22 protein-coding genes are annotated in these 22,871 nt (G+C 61.4%); 13 read left to right on the top strand and 9 right to left on the bottom strand.

Features of this window, described 5'->3' with window-relative positions; genetic code table 11:
* Positions 1–8: 8 nt before the first annotated feature.
* Entirely contained in the window at positions 9–695 is a 687-nt protein-coding gene (locus tag AACW30_RS00875) for a YggS family pyridoxal phosphate-dependent enzyme (protein ID WP_119737447.1), read from the bottom strand.
* Positions 696–752: 57 nt separating this feature from the next.
* Here AACW30_RS00875 and AACW30_RS00870 point away from each other — a divergent pair, with 57 nt between their 5' ends.
* Complete coding sequence (locus AACW30_RS00870; protein WP_200622216.1) at positions 753–1,787, top strand: type IV pilus twitching motility protein PilT; 1,035 nt, start codon at positions 753–755, stop codon at positions 1,785–1,787.
* Positions 1,788–1,927: 140 nt separating this feature from the next.
* On the opposite strand, the gene AACW30_RS00865 is transcribed toward AACW30_RS00870, so the two are convergent.
* Positions 1,928–2,566, bottom strand: coding sequence for a C40 family peptidase (locus AACW30_RS00865; RefSeq protein WP_106575678.1), 639 nt, complete (start codon positions 2,564–2,566; stop codon positions 1,928–1,930).
* 249 nt (positions 2,567–2,815) lie between these two features.
* Here AACW30_RS00865 and AACW30_RS00860 point away from each other — a divergent pair, with 249 nt between their 5' ends.
* Complete coding sequence (locus AACW30_RS00860) at positions 2,816–3,244, top strand: NINE protein (RefSeq protein ID WP_119737451.1); 429 nt, start codon at positions 2,816–2,818, stop codon at positions 3,242–3,244.
* Positions 3,245–3,389: 145 nt separating this feature from the next.
* Here AACW30_RS00860 and AACW30_RS00855 read toward each other — a convergent pair whose 3' ends face one another.
* The 7 genes from AACW30_RS00855 to gshB all read right to left on the bottom strand — a co-directional run bounded on the left by AACW30_RS00855 (position 3,390) and on the right by gshB (position 9,503).
* Positions 3,390–4,661, bottom strand: coding sequence for a dihydroorotase (locus AACW30_RS00855; RefSeq protein WP_106575676.1), 1,272 nt, complete (start codon positions 4,659–4,661; stop codon positions 3,390–3,392).
* Entirely contained in the window at positions 4,658–5,662 is a 1,005-nt protein-coding gene (locus tag AACW30_RS00850; RefSeq protein ID WP_200622214.1) for an aspartate carbamoyltransferase catalytic subunit, read from the bottom strand. Before AACW30_RS00850 ends, AACW30_RS00855 begins: the two co-directional genes overlap by 4 nt.
* 24 nt (positions 5,663–5,686) lie before the next feature.
* Positions 5,687–6,193 (bottom strand): bifunctional pyr operon transcriptional regulator/uracil phosphoribosyltransferase PyrR, encoded by a 507-nt coding sequence (gene pyrR, locus AACW30_RS00845; RefSeq protein WP_119737455.1) that lies wholly within the window; start codon positions 6,191–6,193, stop codon positions 5,687–5,689.
* A 72-nt stretch (positions 6,194–6,265) separates the two neighbouring features.
* The gene (gene ruvX, locus AACW30_RS00840) at positions 6,266–6,703 is read right to left on the bottom strand and encodes a Holliday junction resolvase RuvX (RefSeq protein ID WP_003195067.1); all 438 of its coding nucleotides are present in this window, start codon (positions 6,701–6,703) and stop codon (positions 6,266–6,268) included.
* Positions 6,703–7,272, bottom strand: a complete 570-nt coding sequence (locus AACW30_RS00835) for a YqgE/AlgH family protein (protein WP_106575672.1) — start codon at positions 7,270–7,272, stop codon at positions 6,703–6,705. The genes ruvX and AACW30_RS00835 overlap by 1 nt, the downstream gene beginning before the upstream one ends.
* Positions 7,273–7,566: 294 nt before the next feature.
* Entirely contained in the window at positions 7,567–8,472 is a 906-nt protein-coding gene (locus tag AACW30_RS00830; RefSeq protein ID WP_106575671.1) for an energy transducer TonB, read from the bottom strand.
* 77 nt (positions 8,473–8,549) lie between these two features.
* On the bottom strand, positions 8,550–9,503 hold the full coding sequence (gene gshB, locus AACW30_RS00825) for a glutathione synthase (RefSeq protein ID WP_106575670.1): 954 nt from the start codon (positions 9,501–9,503) through the stop codon (positions 8,550–8,552).
* A 239-nt stretch (positions 9,504–9,742) separates the two neighbouring features.
* On the opposite strand from gshB, the gene pilG reads away from it, so the two are divergent.
* The 11 genes from pilG to AACW30_RS00770 all read left to right on the top strand — a co-directional run bounded on the left by pilG (position 9,743) and on the right by AACW30_RS00770 (position 22,648).
* Positions 9,743–10,150 (top strand): twitching motility response regulator PilG, encoded by a 408-nt coding sequence (pilG, locus tag AACW30_RS00820; RefSeq protein WP_200622211.1) that lies wholly within the window; start codon positions 9,743–9,745, stop codon positions 10,148–10,150.
* A 46-nt stretch (positions 10,151–10,196) separates the two neighbouring features.
* The gene (gene pilH, locus AACW30_RS00815) at positions 10,197–10,562 is read left to right on the top strand and encodes a twitching motility response regulator PilH (protein WP_003234583.1); all 366 of its coding nucleotides are present in this window, start codon (positions 10,197–10,199) and stop codon (positions 10,560–10,562) included.
* A gap of 12 nt (positions 10,563–10,574) precedes the next feature.
* The gene (locus tag AACW30_RS00810) at positions 10,575–11,099 is read left to right on the top strand and encodes a chemotaxis protein CheW (protein WP_119737459.1); all 525 of its coding nucleotides are present in this window, start codon (positions 10,575–10,577) and stop codon (positions 11,097–11,099) included.
* Complete coding sequence (locus tag AACW30_RS00805) at positions 11,096–13,147, top strand: methyl-accepting chemotaxis protein (protein WP_119737461.1); 2,052 nt, start codon at positions 11,096–11,098, stop codon at positions 13,145–13,147. The genes AACW30_RS00810 and AACW30_RS00805 overlap by 4 nt, the downstream gene beginning before the upstream one ends.
* A gap of 169 nt (positions 13,148–13,316) precedes the next feature.
* Positions 13,317–19,133: a hybrid sensor histidine kinase/response regulator gene (locus tag AACW30_RS00800; protein ID WP_200622200.1), complete on the top strand. Its 5,817-nt coding sequence runs from the start codon at positions 13,317–13,319 to the stop codon at positions 19,131–19,133.
* Positions 19,126–19,581: a chemotaxis protein CheW gene (locus tag AACW30_RS00795; protein ID WP_053258465.1), complete on the top strand. Its 456-nt coding sequence runs from the start codon at positions 19,126–19,128 to the stop codon at positions 19,579–19,581. Before AACW30_RS00800 ends, AACW30_RS00795 begins: the two co-directional genes overlap by 8 nt.
* Before the next feature lie 413 nt (positions 19,582–19,994).
* Positions 19,995–20,378 (top strand): polymorphic toxin type 44 domain-containing protein, encoded by a 384-nt coding sequence (locus AACW30_RS00790; RefSeq protein WP_200622190.1) that lies wholly within the window; start codon positions 19,995–19,997, stop codon positions 20,376–20,378.
* Positions 20,356–20,775, top strand: a complete 420-nt coding sequence (locus tag AACW30_RS00785) for a hypothetical protein (RefSeq protein WP_124418656.1) — start codon at positions 20,356–20,358, stop codon at positions 20,773–20,775. Before AACW30_RS00790 ends, AACW30_RS00785 begins: the two co-directional genes overlap by 23 nt.
* A gap of 326 nt (positions 20,776–21,101) precedes the next feature.
* Positions 21,102–21,341: a DUF6124 family protein gene (locus AACW30_RS00780; protein ID WP_200622188.1), complete on the top strand. Its 240-nt coding sequence runs from the start codon at positions 21,102–21,104 to the stop codon at positions 21,339–21,341.
* A gap of 286 nt (positions 21,342–21,627) precedes the next feature.
* The gene (locus tag AACW30_RS00775; RefSeq protein WP_200622186.1) at positions 21,628–22,257 is read left to right on the top strand and encodes a nucleotidyltransferase domain-containing protein; all 630 of its coding nucleotides are present in this window, start codon (positions 21,628–21,630) and stop codon (positions 22,255–22,257) included.
* Positions 22,220–22,648, top strand: coding sequence for a hypothetical protein (locus AACW30_RS00770; protein WP_179676539.1), 429 nt, complete (start codon positions 22,220–22,222; stop codon positions 22,646–22,648). The genes AACW30_RS00775 and AACW30_RS00770 overlap by 38 nt, the downstream gene beginning before the upstream one ends.
* The last annotated feature ends 223 nt before the right edge of the window (positions 22,649–22,871 follow it).

The raw sequence follows: 22,871 nt of genomic DNA, 5'->3' as shown, positions 1-22,871 counted from the left end.
CAGCCATTTCACGGCTGGCCGTAGTCGCGGGCGCCAAACAGGGCGGTACCGATCCGCACCCAGGTGGCGCCTTGGGCGATGGCCGACTCGAGGTCGTGGCTCATGCCCATGGAAAGTGTGTCCAGCGGCAGATTCAGGCTGGCTTGCAGGTCTCTCACCGCTGCGAACGCCGCATCTTGTGCGGCGCGATCTTCAGTCGGCTCGGGGATCGCCATCAAGCCGCGCAGTTTCAGGCGCGGCAAAGCGCTGATCGCATGGGCCAGGGCCGGCAGATCGGCGGGCGTACAGCCGGATTTGCTGGCTTCGCCACTGACGTTGACCTGGATGCAGATGTTCAGCGGCGGCAGGTCGGCCGGGCGTTGTTCGGACAGGCGTTGAGCGATTTTCAAGCGGTCCACGGAATGTACCCAAGCGAAGTTCTCGGCGATCGCACGAGTCTTGTTCGATTGAATGGGGCCAATGAAGTGCCAACTCAAGGGCAGGTCGGTTAATTGCGCCTGTTTGCCCAAGGCTTCCTGCAGGTAGTTCTCGCCAAAATCGTGCATCCCGGCGGCGTAGGCCTCGCGCACGGCTTGCGCGGGTTTGGTCTTGCTCACGGCCAGCAGGTGGATGCTGTTTTCGTCACGTTGCACGGCGTGGGCCGCGGCACGGATCCGCTCGCTAACCAGGCCAATGTTGTCTGCTATCGTCGACATTCAAGATGCACCCGTGGATATGGAGTCCGCGGCATTCTACTGGAAATGGAAAGCTCTATGGATATCACTGAATTGCTGGCGGCCAGCGTGCGCCGTGGCGCCTCCGACCTGCATTTGTCGGCCGGCCTGGCACCGATGCTGCGTGTCGATGGCGAGGTCTGGCCTCTGGAAGGCCCGGTGCTCACGCCCCCGCAAGTTGCGGACTTATTGAGCCCCTTGCTCAACAGCTACCAACAAAAGGATTTCAAAACATCTCTTGAAACCGATTTTGCCTTCGAACTGCCGAGCGTGGCGCGGTTCCGGGTGAACGTATTTCAGCAGGACCGCGGCATGGGGGCGGTGTTTCGCACCATTCCCGCCGAGGTGCAGAGCCTTGAAAGCCTCGGGCTGGGGGCGGTATTCCAGCGGATCGCGCAACTGCCGCGCGGCCTGGTGCTGGTCACCGGGCCGACCGGGTCGGGCAAGTCCACCACGCTGGCGGCGATGATCGACTACCTCAACGGGCATCGACGCCAGCACATCCTCACCCTCGAAGACCCCATCGAATTTATCCACAGGCCGAAAATGGCCTTGATCAACCAGCGCCAGGTGCACCGCGATACCCACAGCTTTTCGGCGGCGCTGCGTTCGGCTCTGCGTGAAGACCCGGATGTGATTCTGGTGGGCGAATTGCGCGACCTTGAGACCATCCGCCTGGCGCTGACCGCCGCTGAGACCGGGCACCTGGTATTTGGCACCCTGCACACCACCTCGGCCGCAAAGAGCGTGGACCGGCTGGTGGACGTGTTCCCGGCAGCGGAAAAGGCCATGGTGCGCTCGATGCTCTCGGAATCGTTGCAGGCGGTGGTGTCGCAAGTGCTGGTCAAGAAAATCGGCGGCGGGCGGGTGGCGGTTCACGAGATCATGCTGGGGACACCGGCTATTCGTAACTTGATCCGTGAAGACAAAGTGGCGCAGATGGTCTCGGCGATCCAGACCGGTGGGGCGCTGGGGATGAAAACGTTGGACATGAGCTTGAAGGCGTTGGTCAGCGAGGGGTTGATCAGCCGGGAAGATGCGCGGGGGCAGGCGAGGGTGCCTGGGGACATCTGAGGTCTTGCGGGCAATGAAAATCAAATGTGGGAGCGGGCTTGCCCGCGAATGCGCAGTGTCAGTCACCAGCTTGGTTGACTGATCTAACGCATTCGCGAGCAAGCCCGCTCCCACATTGGTTACCGCGTATCAGACTGAAATCAGCGCTGCACAACCCGCAGGTTGTTGTTCTGCTCTTTCGGCAGAACCCGTTTGGCAATCACGTAGTTCTTGTCCCAGAACGGCTTTTTCAGTGTGTCGATGCTTACCGACTTGCCACGACGCGGTGCGTGGATGAAGCGGTCGTTGCCCAGGTAGATGGCAACGTGATTGACCTGGCGGCTCTTGAGCTTGAAGAACAACAGGTCGCCCGGTTTCAGGTCTTTACGATCAACCTTCAGCCCGTGACCGGCGGCCATGGCGTTGGAAGTGCGTGGCAAATCCACCGCTTTGACGTCATTAAACGCATATTTCACCAAACCACTGCAGTCGAACCCTTTACTTGGGCTGCTGCCGCCCCAACGATAAGGAGTACCGAGCACATTAACCGCGCGGCTGAGGACGTTGCTGCTTTGTTTGGTGTTGACTGCCATCAGGCCGGCGGTTGCTTTACCGTGGGCCTTGCTCACTTGAGTCGGGCGGTTGACGGTCAGCTTTACCGACTTGGCGGTGCCTGGTGTGCTGTGAACTTTAGGGGTGAAACCGTTAACGTTAGGAAGACGTTGCTCACGATTGGTGGCGTGGGCGGCCAGTGGCATTAATAGGCAGATGGTTAGCCATGTCTTGAAAAATGGTCGCATTAGGCGTGGCTCTTTTTGGTTTGCGCGCAACTTTATAACAGCTTTTTGTGTCGTTCTAAGGCCGTTTGTCGACTGAACCCTGGGGTCAAATTCAGGAAAAACGCGACGAATTGCCGCTATTGTCCTGCAGAGGTCAGGTGGCATAAGGCTTTGCGGGAAGGAAGATACCATTTGCCGTGCGTCGGGCGCCCGTAAAAAAGTCACAAAGAAAATGAAAAAATTTATCTATCGAGGCAAAAGAGGTACTCCATGAACACCTATCGACAGGATGTGATGCAGCAGGACACCCACAGCAAGGTGATCGGTTACCTGCTGTGGATTTTCGGTTTTACCGGGGCGCACCGCTTCTATTACGGCAAGCCGGTGACCGGGACGATCTGGTTTTTCACCTTTGGACTTTTCGGGATCGGCTGGCTGATCGACTTGTTCCTGATCCCCGCCATGGACCGTGAAGCAGACCTGCGTTTTACCGCCGGGCCGATCGAATACAACGTGGCCTGGGTACTGTTGGCGTTCCTGGGCGTGTTCGGGCTGCACCGCATGTATCAGGGCAAATGGATCACCGGCCTGATCTACCTGCTGACCGGCGGTTTGTTCCTGGTGGGCGTGCTGTATGACTTCTGGACGCTGAATACGCAGGTTTCGATCCGCAATGCCGAGCGCAACAACGGCCGATAAGCGCGCATACATTCAATGCGAGCACGGGCAATGTGGGAGCCGGGCTTGCCCGCGATAGCATCACCTCGGTTTGGCTGAAAGACCGAGGTGCCTGCATCGCAGGCAAGCCCGCTCCGACGGTGGCCACTTTAGATTTTGCGATCTATCAGGCCTGGTAGCTGATCCGCCCATCCACCAAGGTGTACCGCACCGTCGCCGGCAGGCTATGGCCGATGAACGGGCAGTTTTCACCCTTGGACAGCCAGTGTTCCCCGGCAACCGTGGAGCTGGTCGGATCAAACAGCACCAGGTCCGCCGCCGAACCCACCGCCACCTTGCCCGCCGGTAGCCGCAAGGCCTCAGCCGGGCCGGCACTCAGGCGCGCCAACAGCGTTGGCAGGTCGAGCAGACCGTCTTGCACCAGGGTCATCGCCAGCGGCAGCAGCAGTTCGACACTGCTGATGCCCGGCTCGGTCGCGCCAAACGGCGCCAGCTTGGCATCACGCTCGTGGGGTTGGTGGTGGCTGGAGATTGCCGACACCACACCCGACTTCACGGCCGCGCGCAAACCGTCACGGTCGGCCAGCGTGCGCAGGGGTGGCTGCACGTGGTAAAGGCTGGAGAAATCGATCAGCGCTTCATCGGTCAAAATCAGCTGGTACAACGCCACGTCCGCCGTCACCGGCAGGCCGCGCGCTTGTGCCTGGGCGATCAGGGCCACGCCGCGCGCGCTGGTCAACTGGCTGAAGTGCGCACGCACGCCACTTTGCTCCACCAGCAGCAGATCACGGGCCAGGGCCACGGTTTCAGCGGTTTCCGGGATGCCCGGCAGGCCGAGGAAACTGGCGACGGCGCCTTCATGGGCCAGGCCGCCTTCGGCCAGGTCGCGGTCCTGGGAGTGGAAGATCACCGTCAGGTCGAAGGTGGCCGCGTATTCCAGGGCGCGGCACAGCGTGCGCGTGCTGCGAAAACTTTCCAGCCCGTTGCCGAATGCCACGCAACCGGCGTCGCGCAGGGCGATCAGCTCGGCGAGTTGTTCGCCTTCCAGGCCTTTGCTCAGCGCGCCAATGGGGAACACTTTGCAATTGCCGGCTTCGCGGGCGCGGTCCAGGATCAGCTCGGTCACCGCCGAGGTGTCCAGGATTGGCTTGGTGTGCGGCGGGCAGCACAGGCTGGTGACGCCACCGGCAGCGGCGGCGCGGGTTTCACTGGCGATGGTGCCCTTGCGGCTGTAACCCGGTTCGCGCAGGGCGACGTTCAGGTCGACCAAACCAGGCGCGGCCACCAGGCCTTTGGCGTCGATCGTCTCGCTGGCGTTGAATCCCGCAGGCGCAGCGCCAATGGCGAGGATCTTGCCGGCTTCCAGGTGAAGATCGGTAACTTGATCCAGGCCGCTGGCCGGATCGATGACTCGGGCGCCGAGAATGCTGAGCTTCACTGGGCGTTCTCCTGCTCGAATTGACGTTGCGCGGTTTGCCCGCTCATGGCCATGGACAACACCGCCATGCGCACGGCGATGCCGTAGGTGACTTGATTGAGGATCACCGATTGGCTGCCGTCGGCCACCGCCGACTCAATCTCAACCCCACGGTTGATCGGCCCTGGGTGCATCACGATGGCATCCGGCTTGGCGCCGGCCAGCCGCGCGGTGGTCAGGCCGAACAGGCGGTAGAACTCACCTTCGCTCGGCAGCAGGCCACCGGCCATGCGCTCGCGTTGCAGGCGCAGCATGATCACCACGTCTACGTCCTTGAGGCCTGGGGTCATGTCGGTGTAGACCTTGACGCCGTACTGCTCGATACCAATCGGCAGCAGGGTTTTCGGCGCGATCACGCGGATGTCCGGGCAACCCAGGGCTTTGAGAGCCAGCATGTTCGAGCGCGCGACCCGCGAGTGCAGGATGTCGCCGACGATGGCCACCGAGAGGTTTTCAAAACCGCCCTTGTGCCGACGGATCGTCAGCATGTCGAGCATGCCTTGGGTTGGGTGCGCGTGACGGCCGTCGCCGCCGTTGATGATTGCCACGTTCGGGCACACATGCTCGGCGATGAAGTGTGCGGCGCCGGAGTCGCCGTGGCGCACCACGAACATGTCGGCGGCCATGGCTTCGAGGTTGCGCAGGGTATCGAGCAGGGTCTCGCCCTTGCTCGCCGACGAGGTCGACACGTTCAGTGTGATCACGTCGGCCGACAGTCGCTGGGCCGCCAGTTCAAAGGTGGTGCGGGTGCGGGTGGAGTTCTCGAAGAACACATTGCAGATGGTCTTGCCGCGCAGCAGCGGGACCTTCTTCACCGCGCGGCCACCGACTTCGAGGAACGAGTCGGCGGTGTCGAGGATTTCAGTCAGCAGTTCGCGGGGCAAACCGTCGAGGGACAAGAAGTGTTGCAACTGGCCCTGAGCATTGAGCTGCAGCGGGCGCTTGGCATCTAGAGGCGTCATCGCGGGGACTCTGTACAAGGCGGTTTAAAGGGCAAGGTCTTGCAGTTCGAGTTCGAGCGGCGTGGGACCGGACAATTTTACCCGCTGGTGGGCCTCCAGGGACAGGGTGGCACCGACCACATCCGGGCTGATCGGCAATTCGCCAGCGTCCAGGTCGAGCAGGCACACCAGCGTCACGCTGGCCGGGCGGCCGTAATCGAACAACTCGTTCATGGCGGCGCGGATGGTGCGGCCGCTCATCAGCACGTCGTCGATCAGCACCAGGTGCTGGCCTTCGATCTCGAACGGCAGGGCCGAAGGGCGCACCTGCGGGTGCAGGCCGTTCTGGCTGAAGTCGTCGCGGTAGAAAGACACGTCCAGCGTGCCCAGCGGCGAATCACTGCCCAGCTCTTTCAGCAACGCTTGGGCCACCCACACACCACCGGTGCGAATGCCGATGAAGCGCGGTTCGCTGATGGCACGGTGTTGCAAGTGCGCCTTGAGGCGAATCGCCATCTGGCTGATCAGGTCGGCGGGATTGGGCAGGCTCATGGTGGCTCCTTCAAGGCCTCGCGCAGGCAAGGTCCGGGCTCAAACGTAAAAAGACGCGGCAAGCCGCGTCAGTCAGGATTCAAATAAAGCGGTGTTTTCATCCAGCCAACCCTGCAACAGCAGGGCGGCCGCGATGGCGTCCACCGGGTTGTCGCGGTAGCTGCCTTTCTGCCCGCCACGGTCACGGCGCTCACCCTTGGCTTCAAAGGTGGTCAGGCGCTCGTCGTGGGTATAGAAGGGCAGGTTGTAGCGGCCATTGAGGCGGCGGGCGAACTTTTCGGCGCGCAGGCACATGTCGCTGGGGGTGCCGTCCATGTTCAAGGGCAGGCCGACCACGACGGCGTCGGGTTTCCACTCCTTGATCAGGGCCTCGACCTGGTTCCAGTCCGGCACGCCGTTCTGGGCCTTCAAGGTGCACAACTCGCGGGCCTGGCCGGTAATCACCTGGCCGACCGCTACGCCGATCTGTTTGGTGCCGTAGTCAAAACCGAGGATCAAGCGCAAGGCCATCAGGCGTGCCCCGCCTGGCTGGTCAGCAGGTTGAGGTTGACCCGCAACTTGGCTGCCGCCGCTTCCAGGCGCAGCTCGCTGGCGGTGTTGAATAGAATGTCGGCGTCAAACGGGCAAGTCAGCCAGGCATTGCTGGCCAGTTCGGCTTCCAGTTGCCCGGCTTCCCAGCCGGCGTAGCCGAGGGTGATCACGCTTTGCTCAGGCCCCACGCCGTCGGCGATGGCGAACAACACGTCCTGGGACGTGGACAACGACACACCTTCGAGGTCGACCGTGGCCTGGAACTTTGGCCCGGTGGGGTGCAGCACAAAACCGCGGTCGGTCTGCACCGGCCCGCCGATGTAGATCGGTACGTTTTGGCAGCGCGCCGGTGGGTCGATCTCGGGGCGCAGTTGCTCAAGAATGTCGGCCAGGTTCAGCTCTTGCGGGCGGTTCACCACCAACCCCATGGCACCATTGGCCGTATGCTCGACGATGTAGGTCAAGGTTTGCGCAAAGTTCGGGTCGGCCATATGCGGCATGGCGATCAGGAATTGGTGCTTGAGGTAGGTCGGGCTGACATTTTTCATGTCCGCTAGTGTGGCGTCGGAGGGGCGAACTGACAAGCTGCGGCGGACGCTAATTGTGGTAAGCGGGCTTGCCGTGGCGGGTGGACTTGTCGTGACGAGCGAGCTGTTGTGGCGAGCGGGCTTGCCTCGCGTTGGGGCGCGAAGCAGCCTTGAAATCTGGCGCTGTGGTCTTTCAGGCAGCGCGCGGTGGCCCTGTTGGGGGCCGCTTCGCAGCCCAGCGCGGGGCAAGCCCGCTCGCCACGACAGCCCCGCTCGCCACACGGGCCTGCAGCCTTTGGCAGGGTGTAGGAACGATCAGTTACTGGAAAGCCGATCACCCCGGGCAAACTTCCAGGTGCGGATGATTTCCAGGCGGTCTATGTCGTTCAAGTCGCCGGTAAACGGCGCGAAAGGCGCGGCCAGGCGCACGATGCGCTGGGCCGCCTGGTCCAGCAACGGTTGGCCGGACGACTCCAGCACCTGCACTTCATATAACGAACCGTCGCGGTTGATCGACACCAGTAAGCGCAAATTGCCATAGATCTGCTGGCGCCGGGCTTCGTCCGGGTAGTTGAGGTTGCCGATGCGTTCGACCTTCTTGCGCCATTCGTCCTTATACCAGGCGCCTTTGTCGCGCATGGTCGAGGCGGCGTTCAGGCGATAGATGCGCGGGCGCTTGGCGTACAACTGTTGTTCGTTGGCCAGTTCGGCTTCGAGGCTGGAGATCTGGTCGGAGAGCTGTGAGCTGTCGAAGGTCGGCGCCGGCTTGACCGGCTCGGGCTGCGGCTCGGTCTTGGTTTTCTCGCGCTGGGTCGGGGCTTTTTGCGGTTTCGGCGCAACAGTGGTCACGGCGGCCTTGGGCGCGGCCTGCTTGACCTCAGGCTTGGGCGTCGGCGGCGGGGTGACTTTATTCACCTTGTTGTCCTGGAACGGCGCCACTTCGGTGGTCTTGGGCACGGCCTTTTTGTCGAGCGTGCCGCTGCCTTGCTGATTGTCCTGGGCGAGAAAGTCAGCCTTTTCGGGCTTTTTTTCGCTCTTGAACGTGGCGAGGGTGATTTCCAGGGTTTTGGTGATCTGCTTGGGCTCGGCAAAGGTGAAACCCAGGCCGAGTAACAAGGCGAGGTGGATCAGCGCTGCCAGAAACAGGGTAAATCCGAGCCGATCAGCCGGGCGCACGCCGCTGTGGGAGAGTTCGGGGGGCAGATCGGGCGGGAGCGTCATGACAAAAAAACCAACATCGCGCGTTTCACAGGTGCCGCATGATAACGCAATGTTGGTGTGTGTCCGGCTGTTCTATGTCACTTGGCTTGCAGCTTGCGCTCGATGGCTGCCATCAACATTTCGCCGATGTTCGTGCCAAATGCGTTGTCGATCTCGCGAATGCAGGTCGGGCTGGTGACGTTGATTTCGGTGAGATTCTCACCAATTACGTCCAGTCCTACGAACAGCAGGCCTTTTTCGCGCAGGGTTGGGCCTACTTGGGAAGCGATCCAACGGTCTTTGTCCGACAGTGGTCGCGCTTCACCGCGACCGCCAGCTGCCAGGTTGCCACGGGTTTCGCCTGCGGCCGGGATGCGCGCCAAGCAATAATCCACCGGCTCGCCGTCGATCATCAGGATGCGTTTGTCGCCGTCCTTGATCGCCGGAATGTAAGCCTGGCCCATGATCTGCTGGGTGCCCAGCGCGGTCAGGGTTTCCAGGATCACCGACAGGTTAGGGTCGCCGGCACGGTGGCGGAAGATCGACGTGCCGCCCATGCCGTCCAGCGGCTTGAGGATCACGTCGCCGTGCTTGGCGGCGAATTCACGCAACACGTCGGCGCGGCGGCTCACTACGGTAGGCGGCGTGCACTGTGGGAACAGGGTGGCGAACAGCTTTTCATTGCAGTCGCGCAGACTTTGCGGTTTGTTGACGATCAGCACGCCAGCCCGCTCGGCCTGTTCCAGCAAGTAAGTGGAGTAGACGAATTCCATGTCGAACGGCGGGTCCTTGCGCATCAGGATCACGTCCAGATCGCTCAAGGGGCTGTCGATTTCATCCGCAAGCTCGAACCACTTTTCAGGGTTGGCAAACACCTGCAGCGGGCGCATGCGTGCGCGGGCCTCGCCGTCGCCCTGGTAAAGGTCCGGCTGCTCCATATAGAACAGCGTCCAGCCGCGGGCCTGGGCGGCCAGGAGCATGGCCAGCGAACTGTCCTTTTTATAGGAAATGCTGGCAATAGGGTCCATGACAATGCCGACGCGAACGCTCATGGGGGATTTCCTCTAGCAAATTAGGGCGCATAAAAGTGGCGTCAGAGTGGCGCTGCGGCTGTTGTGGGTCAAGGAAAAACCACCTGGCCGGTTGCTCGATAGATTGCGCCCGGAGACTGTGCTAAAAAGACTCCCACGGTGCAGCAGCCCTTGAATTCCAAGGCTTGCAGCGCTCATCCTGTGCAACATCAGACAGTACACACCGAAAACCGATTCGCTGTGGCGATGGTAGAGCAGATATGGAACAGCATTCCAACGCCTTGAGAGTGATGGTGATCGACGATTCGAAAACGATCCGCCGCACCGCCGAGACCCTGTTGAAGAACGTGGAGTGCGAAGTCATCACGGCCATCGACGGTTTCGATGCACTGGCCCGGATTGTTGATCATCACCCGCACATTATCTTTGTCGACATCATGATGCCGCGCCTGGATGGCTATCAAACCTGCGCGCTGGTGAAGAACAACCCGGCGTTCAAGTCGATTCCGGTGATCATGTTGTCCTCCAAGGACGGCCTGTTCGACAAGGCCAAGGGGCGCATCGTGGGTGTCGATCAGTTTTTGACCAAGCCTTTCAGCAAGGAAGAACTGCTGAGCGCGATCAAGGCCTACGTGCCCGGCTTCGCCGCAGTAGAACAAGCACACTGACACCGCCTCACAAGGGCCGGCGTCCACCAATGTAGTGGGGAAAACCATGGCACGTGTTCTGATCGTCGACGATTCGCCGACCGAAATGTACAAACTGACCGGCATGCTGGAAAAGCACGGCCACCAGGTCCTCAAAGCCGAAAACGGCGCAGACGGCGTGGCCCTGGCCCGTCAGGAAAAGCCCGACGCCGTGCTGATGGACATCGTGATGCCGGGCCTCAATGGCTTTCAGGCCACCCGCCAGCTGTCCAAGGAGCCGGAAACCAACGGCATCCCGATCATCATCATCACCACCAAGGATCAGGAAACCGACAAGATCTGGGGCGCACGCCAGGGCGCCAAGGATTACCTGACCAAACCCGTGGACGAAGACACTCTGATCGCCACCCTGAACAAGGTGTTGGCCGGCTGACGGCACGCCATCATGACCGAGTCACAAACCGCCTTCGAGCTGCTGCTGGACATCGACCGCCGCTGCCGCCTGCTGGCCGCCGACCTGCCGTCCCAGGAAACCCGCCTGCAACGTTGGAGCGGGATCGGTTTTCGCCTGGGGCCGTATTGGTACGTGGCGCCGATGGGCGAAGTCGCCGAGGTGTTGCATGAACCGCGCTGCACCTTGATGCCCGGCGTCAAGCCCTGGGTCAAAGGCGTGGCCAACCTGCGTGGGCGTTTACTGCCGGTGATGGACCTGGGCGGGTTCCTCGACCTCGGGCTGTCCAGGGCCCGCAAGCAACGGCGGGTGCTGGTGGTGGAATTCAACGACTTGTTTGTCGGGCTGCTGGTGGACGAGGTGGTGGGCATGCAGCATTTCGCACAAGACGCACTGTTGGCGAGCACCGCGCCCACCGCGCCGTTTATCCAGGGCCAGTTCGACAGTGACCAGCTGTGGCAGGTCTTCAGCCCCTTCGCTTTGGCCCAGGCCCCAGGCTTCATGGATGTCGCCGCATGACCACCGCTACCACGCCCAAACCGCAAGCCGCATCGCGCAGCCGTTCGCAGATCATCGTGCTGTTTATCGCGCTGATCGTGTTCATCATGCTGTTGTTCGCCAACTTCGCGTACCTCAATACCCAGTCCACGTACGACAAACAGTACATCGGCCACGCCGGTGAGCTGCGCGTGCTGTCGCAGCGCATCGCCAAGAACGCCACCGAAGCCGCCGCCGGCAAGGCGGCCGCGTTCAAGCTGCTGGGCGATGCACGCAACGACTTCGCCCAGCGCTGGGGCTATCTGAAAAAAGGCGACACCGAGACCGGCCTGCCGGCTGCACCCAACGCGGTACGCGCCGAAATGCGCGCGGTGCAGACCGACTGGGAAGCGCTGCTGAAAAACACCGACGCGATTCTCGCCAGCGAACAGACCGTGTTGTCGTTGCACCAAGTGGCCGCGACCCTTGCCGAAACCGTGCCGCAATTGCAGATGGAATCGGAAAAGGTCGTCGACATTCTGCTGCAACGCGGCGCCCCGGCCAGCCAGGTGGTGTTGGCCCAGCGCCAATCATTACTGGCCGAACGCATCCTCGGCGCAGTCAATACCGTGTTGGCCGGCGACGAAACCTCGGTGCAGGCCGCCGATGCCTTTGGCCGCGACGCCAACCGTTTTGGCCAAGTGCTTAACGGCATGCTCCAGGGCAACGCCGGCCTGCGCATTGCTCAGGTTGAAGACCACGACGCCCGTGCACGGCTGGCGGAAATCGCCGAGCTGTTTGAATTTGTCTCCGGCTCCGTGGATGAAATTCTTGAAACCTCGCCGCAGCTGTTCCAGGTACGCGCCTCGGCGAGCAATATTTTCAACCTGTCGCAAACCCTGCTCGATGAAGCCTCGCACCTGGCCACCGGGTTTGAAAACCTCGCCAGCGGGCGCAGCTTCGACACCATCGGCGGCTACGTATTGGGCTTGCTGGCGCTGACCTCGATCATTCTGATCGGCCTGGTGATGGTGCGCGAGACCAACCGCCAGCTGCATGAAACCGCTGAGAAAAACGAGCGCAACCAGAACGCGATCATGCGCCTGCTCGATGAAATCGAAGACCTGGCCGATGGTGACCTGACGGTGACCGCCTCGGTCACCGAAGACTTCACCGGCACCATCGCCGACTCCATCAATTATTCCGTGGACCAGCTGCGCGATCTGGTGGCGACCATCAACCTCACGGCCGGGCAAGTGGCCGGCGCGGTGCAGGAAACCCAGGCCACCGCCATGCACCTGGCCCAGGCCTCGGAGCATCAGGCCCAGCAAATCGCCGAGGCTTCTACCGCGATCAACCAGATGGCCCAATCCATCGACCAGGTGTCGGCCAACGCCGCCGAGTCTTCGGCGGTGGCGGAGCGCTCGGTGGAAATCGCCAACAAGGGCAATGAGGTGGTGCACAACACCATCCACGGCATGGACAACATTCGCGAGCAGATTCAGGACACCGCCAAGCGCATCAAACGCCTGGGCGAGTCGTCCCAGGAGATTGGCGACATCGTCAGCCTGATCGACGACATTGCCGATCAGACCAACATCCTTGCCCTCAACGCCGCGATTCAGGCGAGCATGGCCGGTGATGCCGGGCGCGGGTTTGCCGTGGTGGCCGACGAAGTTCAGCGGTTGGCCGAGCGCTCGTCCGCCGCCACCCGCCAAATTGAAACCCTGGTGCGGGCGATCCAGACCGACACCAACGAAGCGGTTATTTCCATGGAACAGACCACCACCGAAGTGGTGCGTGGCGCGCGGCTGGCGCAAGACGCCGGGGTGGCGCTGGAAGAGATCGAAGGCGTGTCGAAAACCCTGGCAGCGTTGATCCAGAGTATTTCCAACGCGGCGCAGCAACAGACCTCGTCGGCGGGGCAGATTTCCCTGACGATGAACGTGATCCAGCAGATCACCACGCAGACGTCATCGGGCTCGACCGCCACGGCGGAGAGCATCGGCAACCTGGCAAAAATGGCCAGCCAGTTGCGCCGGTCGGTGTCAGGTTTCACGTTGCCAGCCGCCAAGCAGGTGGACGATTGAAATGCTATCCAACTGTGGGAGCGGGCTTGCTCGCGAATGCGGTGTATCAGTCAGCTGATCTATTAGCTGGCCCACCGCTTTCGCGAGCAAGCCCGCTCCCACATTGGATCTCCTTTTGATTTGAGATCTTGGCAACACACGCAATTCACGAATTCTAAGCGGAGCAGTTATGGTTGATCGGCACGACTACGTGGCCCTCGAATGGGTCAAGGGCGACATTGCCGAAACCCTGAAACAGGCCCGTTCGGCGCTGGACACGTTTGTCGAAACCCGCGACAGCGACGCCATTGCCGAGTGCCTGGCCGGCATCCACCAAGTGCATGGCGCGCTGCAAATGGTCGAGTTCTACGGCGCGGCGCTGCTGGCCGAAGAGATCGAAGCACTGGCCCTGGCCCTGCAGGCCGAGCGCGTCAGCCAGCGCGATGAAAGCATCCGCCTGCTTCAACAGGCCCTCGGCCAACTGCCGCTGTACCTCGACCGCGTGCACAGCGCCCGCCGCGACCTGCCATTGGTGGTGTTGCCGCTGCTCAACGACCTGCGCAGTGCGCGCGGTGAAAGCCTGCTGTCGGAGACCAGCCTGTTCAGCCCGCAACTGTTGTCGATTGCGCCGTTGCCCGACGAGGCCTTGGCCCAGCGCATGCTGCCGGACCTTCACGAGCAACTGCGTCAGTGGCATCAATTGCTGCAACAGGCCCTGGCCGGGCTGTTGCGTGAAGACCACGGCCCCAGCAACCTGGAAGACATGGCGCGGGTGTTCGCGCGCCTCGAAGCGCTGTGCCAGGGCGCGCCATTGCTGCCATTGTGGCAAGTCACCTCGGCGCTGGTCGAAGGCATGCTCACCGGCGTGATCGCCAACAGCCCGGCGCTGCGCAGCCTGCTCATGGCCAGCGACAAGCAACTCAAGCGCCTGCTGGCCCAGGGCATCGGCGGCATCAACCAGCCAGCGCCGGATGAGCTGCTTAAAAGCCTGTTGTTCTACGTGGCCAAGGTCACCCGGCCGACGCCGCGCATGCAAAGCCTCAAGGAACGTTACGGGCTGGATGAAGCCTTGCCCGACAGCGCGGTGGTCGATGCCGAGCGTGCACGTTTGGCTGGACCTGACCGCAATGCCATGGGCTCGGTGCTCGGCGCCTTGTGCGAGGAGCTGGTGCGGGTCAAGGAGCGCCTCGACCTGTTCGTGCGCAGCGACCGCCAACACACCAACGACCTCGATGCCTTGCTGGCGCCACTGCGCCAGATCGCCGACACCTTGGCGGTGCTGGGCTTTGGCCAGCCGCGTAAGGTCATCATCGATCAACTTGCGGTGGTGCTGAGCCTGGTGCAGGGCCAGCGCGAACCCAATGACGCGGTGTTGATGGATGTTGCCGGCGCCTTGCTCTACGTGGAGGCCACGCTGGCGGGCATGGTGGGCACCGTCGAGCCGGAAAGCCGTGAAGAAAGCCGCCTGCCTACCACCGACCTGACCCAGATTCATCAATTGGTGATCCGCGAATCCTGCCAATGCTTGCGTCAGGCCAAAGAGCTGGTGATCGATTGCCTTGAGGCCGATTGGGACCGCCAGCGCCTGGAGTCGCTGCCCGAGCTGCTCAGCCAGGTGCGCGGCGCGTTGGCGATGATTCCGCTGCCACGCGCGGCGAGCTTGATGCGTGGTTGCACCCACTATGTCGATGAACAGTTGATGACCAGCGCTGCGCCGCCGCCCGAAGCGCAGCTGGCGCATTTCGCCGACGTGGTCAGCAGCCTCGAATACTACCTGGAACGCATGCTCCAGGACCCCGACGCCGCCGGCGAACGCGTGCTGGAGCTGGCCACCCAAGGCCTGGCTGCACTCGGCTACCTGCCGGTCGAAAAGCCTTGGCGCCAAGCGCTGGTCGCGCCGGATGGGGCATTGTCGAGCGAGAGCGCGCCGAGCCAGTCCCAGTTCGATGCATTGGCCAGCCCCACGTCGCGCCTGAACCCACCCGCCCAGCACCGCCCCGGCAGCCTGCTGCCGCCGCCGGCCGGTGAGGCCTCCATCGACGATGAGCTGCGCGAAGTCTTCCTCGAAGAAACCGACGAAGTCCTCGACGTGTTGCATCGCTACTTGCCCAACAGCGCGGATAAAACCGCCCAAAGCGAGATGCGGCGTGCCTTCCACACGCTCAAAGGCAGCGGCCGGATGGTCCGCGCCCTGGTACTGGCCGAGCTGGCCTGGGCGGTGGAAAACCTGCTTAACCGCGTGCTCGAACGCAGCGTGGCGCTCGACGCCGAGGTGCAACACGTGCTGGATGAAGCCGTGGCCTTGCTGCCGGAGCTGATCGCCGACTTTGCGGCCGACGACCAACGCCAGCGCGACGAAGTCGACGCCCTGGCGGCCCGTGCCCACGCCTTGGCCAGCGGCACTCAACCGGTCGCAGAGCCCCATGACCCGATGTTGCTGGAGATCTTTCGCAACGAAGCCCAAAGCCACCTGGAAAGCCTCAACCACTTTCTGCAACAGGCCGCCGAGCATGTGCCGCTGCAAGTCAGCGATGAACTGCAACGTGCCCTGCACACCCTCAAGGGCAGCGCCTACATGGCTGGCGTGTTGCCGATGGCTGAACTGGCGCGACCGCTCGATCACCTGACCCGCGAATACAAGGCCCACCGCCTGCCGCTGGACCTGGATGAAGTGGAACTGCTGCTGGAAGCCGAAGGCCTGTTCCAGCGCGGGTTGCGTCAGCTGGACAGTGATCCGCTGGTGCCGATCAAGGGCGCGCCGGATTTGATCAGCCGCACGCAAAGCCTGCTCGACCAACAACTGCAAGCCTTGCTCGACGCGCCCAACACCGGGCTGCGCATCAAGCGCGACCCGCAACTGATCAGCAACTTCCTGGCCCAGGGCATGGACATCCTGCTGGACGCCGAAAGCCTGCTGCGCCGCTGGCAGCAACACCCCGGCGAACGCCAGGAGCTGACCGCGCTGCTGGACGAATTGACCACCCTGGGCGAGGGCGCGCACATCGCCGACCTGCACGCCATCGACGAACTCTGCGAAGCCTTGCTCGACCTCTATGGCGCTGTGGAAGAGAGCAGCCTGGCGGTCAGCGAACGGTTTTTCCATGAGGCCGAACAGGCCCATGAAGCGCTGATCAACATGCTCGACCAACTGGCGGCCGGCCAGGAAATCAACCCGGCGCCGGCGCGGGTAGACGCCCTGCGCGAATTGCTGGATGAAGCCCTCGACCCGTCCGCCACCGGCCTGATCAAAAGCGACGGCGGGCGCGCCCCGAGCATTTCCGAACTGGGCGCCGCCACGGCCCGGTTGGGCCAGGACACGGCGATGGACGACGAGATCGTCGAGATTTTCCTGGAAGAGGCAGTGGACATCCTCGACAGTGCCGGGCAGTCGCTTAAACGCTGGCTGCTGGAGCCGGACAGCGCGGCGCCGTTGTCGTCGTTGCAGCGTGACCTGCACACCCTCAAGGGCGGCGCGCGCATGGCCGAAATCGGCCCGATTGGCGACCTCGCCCATGAGCTGGAATGCCTGTACGAAGGCCTGGTGGACCGCCGCTACAGTTACTCGACCGAACTGTCCCAAGTATTGATGGCCAGCCATGAGCGGCTGGCCTTGCAGCTCGATCAATTGCAAGACCACCAACCCCTGAGCGACTCCAGTGACTTGATCGCTCAGTTGCGCGCGTTGCGCCAGAACAACGCGCCCGCGACTGCGCCCACAGAACCTGAAACCGCAGCGGCTGATCCCGAGTTGCTGGATATCTTCCTCGAAGAAGCCGCCGACATTCTCGACAGTTCAAGCAGCGCATTGCTGCGTTGGCAGGCCGAGCCGAGCAATCGCCAGGAGGTGGAAACCTTGCTGCGCGACTTGCACACCCTCAAGGGCGGCGCGCGCATGGTCGAAATCGGGCCGATTGGCGATTTGGCCCATGAACTGGAGTTTCTCTACGAAGGCTTGTCTGCCGGTTTGCTCGCGCCGTCGCCGGAACTGTTCGCCTTGCTGCAAGGCTGCCATGACCGCCTGGCGCAGATGATCGACGCGGTGGCGGGCGGTTTGCCGGTGGGGTCGGTGGATAAACTCATCGAGCGCATCAGAAGCCTGGTGCACCCCGGTGATGAGCCGCTGGCGCCCGTAGCCTTGCCGGCCGGCAAGGCCGACGCGGCGGTGGACCCCGGCGCCGACATGGTGAAAATTTCCGCCGACTTGCTCGATGATCTGGTCAACCTGGCCGGTGAAACCTCGATCTTCCGTGGCCGTATCGAGCAGCAAGTCAACGACGCGCGTATCGCGCTCAACGAAGTCGAAACCACCATCGAGCGCATGCGTGACCAACTGCGCCGCCTCGACACCGAAACCCAGGGCCGCATTCTCAGTCGTCAGCAGGCCGAGGCCGAGCGCTTGGGTTATGAAGAATTCGACCCGCTGGAAATGGACCGTCATTCGCAACTGCAGCAGTTGTCGCGCGCGCTGTCCGAATCGGCCTCCGACCTGCTGGACCTCAAGGAAACCCTCGACCGCCGCAACGGGGATGCGCACAACCTGTTGCAGCAACAGGCGCGCATCAACACCGAGTTGCAGGAAGGCCTGATGCGTACGCGCATGGTGCCGTTTGAGCGCATGCTGCCGCGCCTCAAGCGCATCGTGCGCCAGGTGGCGGAGGAGTTGGGCAAGGACGTTGAATTTGTGGTCGGCAATGCCGAAGGCGAGATGGACCGCAACGTGCTGGAACGCATGGTGGCGCCGCTGGAGCATATGCTGCGCAATGCCGTCGACCATGGCCTGGAGTCCCGCGAGGCGCGCGTGTTGGCCGGTAAACCCGAGAAGGGCCGGATCAGCCTGGACCTGACCCACGAAGGCGGCGATATCGTCTTCGACATGCGCGATGACGGCGCCGGTGTGCCCCTGGACGCGGTGCGGCGCAAGGCGATCAAGCGCGGCCTGCTCGCGCCTGATCAAGAGATCAGCGACCGCGACGTGTTGCAGTTCATCCTGCAGCCGGGCTTTTCCACTGCCGAAAAAATCACCCAGATTTCCGGGCGCGGCGTGGGCATGGACGTGGTGCACGAAGAGGTGCGCCAGCTCGGTGGCTCGATGTTCATCGACTCGACGCCGGGTGCGGGCGTGCACTTTCGCATTCGCCTGCCGTTTACCGTGTCGGTCAATCGCGCGCTGATGGTGCAATGCGCGGACGACCAATATGCGATCCCGCTCAACACCATCGAAGGCCTGGTGCGCGTGCTGCCCCACGAGCTGGCGGGGCATTATCAGCAAGACCCGCCGCGCTATGAATACGCTGGTCAGCGCTATGAGTTGTTCTACCTCGGCGACCTGCTGCACACCGTCGCCCGGCCGAAACTGCTCGGCCAATACCAGCCAGTGCCGGTGTTGCTGGTGCAATGCAACGAGCGACGCGTGGCGGTGCACGTGGACGCCATGGCCGGTACGCGCGAGATCGTGGTCAAGGGCCTGGGGCCGCAGTTTGCCGGGGTGCAGGGGTTGTCCGGGGCGACGATTCTGGGCGATGGTCGCGTGGTGCTGATTATCGATTTGCTGGCGCACATCCGCGCCCGCCAACCGGCGTTGCCGGCGCAGTCGGTGGACGCGCCACTGGTCCTCAACGACCCGCTGAAAAAGCGCCCGCTGCTGGTGCTGGTGGTGGACGACTCGGTCACCGTGCGCAAAGTCACCAGCCGCCTGCTGGAGCGCAACGGCATGAACGTGCTCACCGCCAAAGACGGCATCGACGCCATCGCGCTGCTCGAAGAACACACCCCGGACCTGATGCTGCTCGACATCGAAATGCCACGCATGGACGGCTTCGAAGTGGCGATTCAGGTGCGCAACGACCCCCGGCTGATGCGCCTGCCGATCATCATGATTACCTCGCGCACCGGCCAGAAGCACCGCGACCGCGCCATGGCCATCGGCGTCAACGACTACCTCGGCAAGCCGTACCAAGAGTCGGTGCTGCTGGAAAGCATCGCCTACTGGAGCAAGTCCCATGCTTGACCATCGCACCAGCCAACTCACCGGCCTGCTGCTGCCCCTGGCCGACCGCCACCTGGTGCTGCCCAACGTCGCCATCGCCGAACTGATCGACTTCCAGCGCGGCGAACCCGCCAGCGATGCACCGCCGTGGTACCTGCGGCAAGTGACATGGCGCGATCGGCAATTGCCGCTGATCAGCTTTGAAGCCGTGTGCGGTGAAGCCAGCGTGACCGGTGAGCGCTCGCGGATTGTGGTACTGAATGCGCTGGGCGGGCGGCCGACGTTGAAGTTTATTGCGATGGTGATTCAGGGGATTCCGCGCTCGTACAAGTTGGATAGTCAGCTGAGTTATGTCGACGTGCCGCTGTGCCCGCTGGAACTGGCGGCGGTGCAGGTGGGCGAGCATGTGGCGAAAGTGCCGGATTTGATGGGGCTTGAAGCGTTGTTGGTCGAGTCCGGCCTCGCCTGAGCGTAATCCTTGTGAAGATCCACTGTGGGAGCTGGCTTGCCTGCCATGGCGGAGTGTCAGTCACTGCATCAACAACTGACCCACCGCTATCGCAGGCAAGCCAGCTCCCACACTGAATTGTGCTCGATCGCGCAAACCGCTCAGTCACCTCTTATGCTTTTTATCGTTTTCGGCGCGAACAGTGGATGTGTTATCAAATTCAATCAAACGTTAGGGTTTTCGTGACAAAAAATTGTCGTTGATGATCGTACCTTATCGCCATTTCGGATCTGCTAATGATGAGGGTTGATCGCTCACATGTCGGAATGGGATGGAGTTGCTGTAGGCGAGTTCTGCATTTGGATTAAGCGGGTTTTCAGGCCTGAGTGGAGTGGCTAGCTTCTGCGCTCCTCACTGCCTGCAAGGATCTGCAAATGGCCGTACCGTTAATGCCGCCCGGTGTTTCAATTTTTGAAAACATTGCGATATCTCGATGCAAACGTACTCATCTCAAACCGGGCTCGGCATTCGCCTATTCCTGGTTTTATTCTCAGGTCAGGGCTGCTGGCCCATGGAACTACAAGAGGCGAGGGCGCGAGTATGAGGCTTTTGGTAACTTCAATTACGGTGCCACAGGCACGGTGTTGGGCATTCCCGAGAATGTATTGCTGCGAGCCGCCGGTGTGGCTCAAACCGCCGCAAAAACCACCCTTCCGGATTTTGGAACATGGTGGGGCGGTGAGCCTTTTGGTGATGACCCACGGGACCAATATTGGATAAGAAAAGGTATTGAATATGCAATTTCGCAAGGCCACTAAGCGCCTCATACCGTTTCTGCGTAATTGCCTGCTTGTGGTCTGCCTGATCTATATCGGTGGCAGTTGGATCCTGTCGTCCGGAACTCCGGATCTGGATGAAGTGGTGTTGAAGCATTCATTGGGCAACGGCACCTCTATATACGGTGCGCGAGACGGCCAGGGCGGTGCGACGGTAGGATTTTCCTACAGGTACTACGTCCATGAGGACTTGGGGAGTGATCAGGAAATACTCACCGCATTAGTGTCTGCACATCCTTTTCTGAAAACCAAAGAGCCCGATGTTCAAGTGAGTGATGAGGGCGGTGCGCTGCACCTGATCATTCAGGGGAAGGTCTATGAGTACCACAGCTATGCGCTGGAGGGCCTTGGAGCGGTCAAGGTGATGATGGCTTTGTGATGGGTCAGTCTTCGGATTTTTCCTGCAAGATTTCGGGCTGTACATGAACTTGTTGTGGGTAGTCATGGCGGCTAGTCTTCGTCCCGTCATCGAAAAAACGGTGACACGGACGTGCAAGTCCGACGAAACTGTTTAGGCGTACAAACGCCCAGCCAACCACGGGCGTTTTTTGTGCTCGCTGCTTTATGGCGGCTGCGCGCAGGAGGTCTTTGGACCTGCTGGGTGTCCTAAACAGGCCCGGTCTTGCACACCTGCGCACGGTCGCCACCCTCATTCGCGTGCAAGCGAACGGTGGCGCTCCTTACTAACTGTTTAGGAGCTTTATCATGGCTAAACCCACCCCTAATCCGCCTCTCTTCACCGTCAACCCACACCAAAACACCGAAGCTCTACTGGTCAACGCCAGCGAAACCTTATCGTCGCTAAACGCCATGACCTGTAATCTTGCCTTCAACCTAGACACCTCCCAGCGCGCAATCATGCTCGGCATTCAGCAAATGGCCGAGTTGAGTCAGTTGCTGGTCGATAGAGCGCTGGAACACGTCAGCCCGACACCGGAAGGTTGAAGCGGTCCCAAAAAGGGATTGATCGGTCAGTGTTTGGGACCGCTATCTAACAGCCACCACCGAACAAATGTGGGAGCGGGCTTGCTCGCGAATGCAGGGTGTCAGTCGGTACATGAGTAACTGACCCACCGCATTCGCGAGCAAGCCCGCTCCCACATTTTGTTCTTCATTCGGCTCGAACCCAGTATTTGCTCATTGATCGTTTCCTATATCTCAACCGCCTAACACTTGATCGTTCCCAAAAAGGGACCTATCGTTCCCTTTTTGGGACTCTTTGGCCGTTGCCATGCAAATCTTGCCGCTCAGTGCTGCACTCTTCACCAACACCCAGCAGAAAGTGCTGGGCCTGCTTTTCGGCAAGCCCGATCAAAGTTTCTTCACCAATGAAATCGCGCGCTGGGCCCAGGTGGGCAAGGGCAGCCTTACCCGCGAGCTGGAGCGGTTGCAGCTGGCGGGCATCTTGAGCATGACGCGCCAAGGCAATCAGACCCACTACCAAGCCAACCCCCAATGCCCGATTTACTCGGAGTTGCTGGCCATCGTGCGCAAGACCCTGAGCCTGGACGAACCCTTGCGCAATGCATTGGCACCGTTCGTGGAGCAGATAACCTGGGCCTTTATCTACGGCTCCATCGCCAGGGGTGAGGCGCACTCATCCAGTGACATAGATCTGATGCTGATCGGCGAAAGCCTCAACTACAGTGAAGTCATGGAGCAGCTCATGCCGCTGGAAGAGCAGCTGGGCCGCACCATCAACCCGACGCTTTACACCCCCGAGGACTGGATCGGCAAATGGAATGCCGGGAACAGTTTTGTGCAGCGGGTCTTGGCACAGGACAAGATTAATCTGATTGGGGCCAACCCCCTGGAATCCATGGATGGACAGCAAAGCCAATCTGGAGAATCTGCAACGTAGTGGTGGCTTGAAGGCTGAGCCGCCGGATCGCAAGGAGTGTGATGGGCTGATGCGCTCAGCACGGGACCGGTTAACGGATGCGGGTAATCCACAGCTATCGTTCGCCAGTCGTTTCGACTTGGCCTACAACGCCGCCCACGCTATCGCGCTCACGGCTTTGCGCCTGCAAGGGTATCGTTCTGACAAACGCTATCTGGTCTTTCAATGTCTGATTCACTCCGCCGACGTGAACAAGGTGCAGGTGAGGTTACTGGCGTTGTGTCATGAACGCCGAAACCTGGCGGAATATGAAGGGTATATGGATGAGGACGAGGCGTTGCTGGGGCAGTTGATGGATGGCGCGACAGTACTGCTGAATGAAGTGGAAAACTTGTTGGCTGACCATTGGTGACAATGATGAGATTTCCCTGAACACCACCGAACAAATGTGGGAGCGGGCTTGCCCGCGAATGCGGTGGGTCAGTGACTTATGTACCGACTGACACCCTGCATTCGCGAGCAAGCCCGCTCCCACATTTTGATTTTCATTTGGTCCTAGCTCAGCGATTGCTGACGATCCATTACTCCAGCCGTAACGATCCGCCTTCGGGCTTGATTGATACCCCCCACGTTCA

This window comes from Pseudomonas sp. MF6747, assembly GCF_963890955.1.
GTDB lineage: Bacteria > Pseudomonadota > Gammaproteobacteria > Pseudomonadales > Pseudomonadaceae > Aquipseudomonas.
The sequence above is the reverse complement of the archived record's forward strand: the minus strand, read 5'-3'. Positions and strand labels throughout refer to the sequence as shown.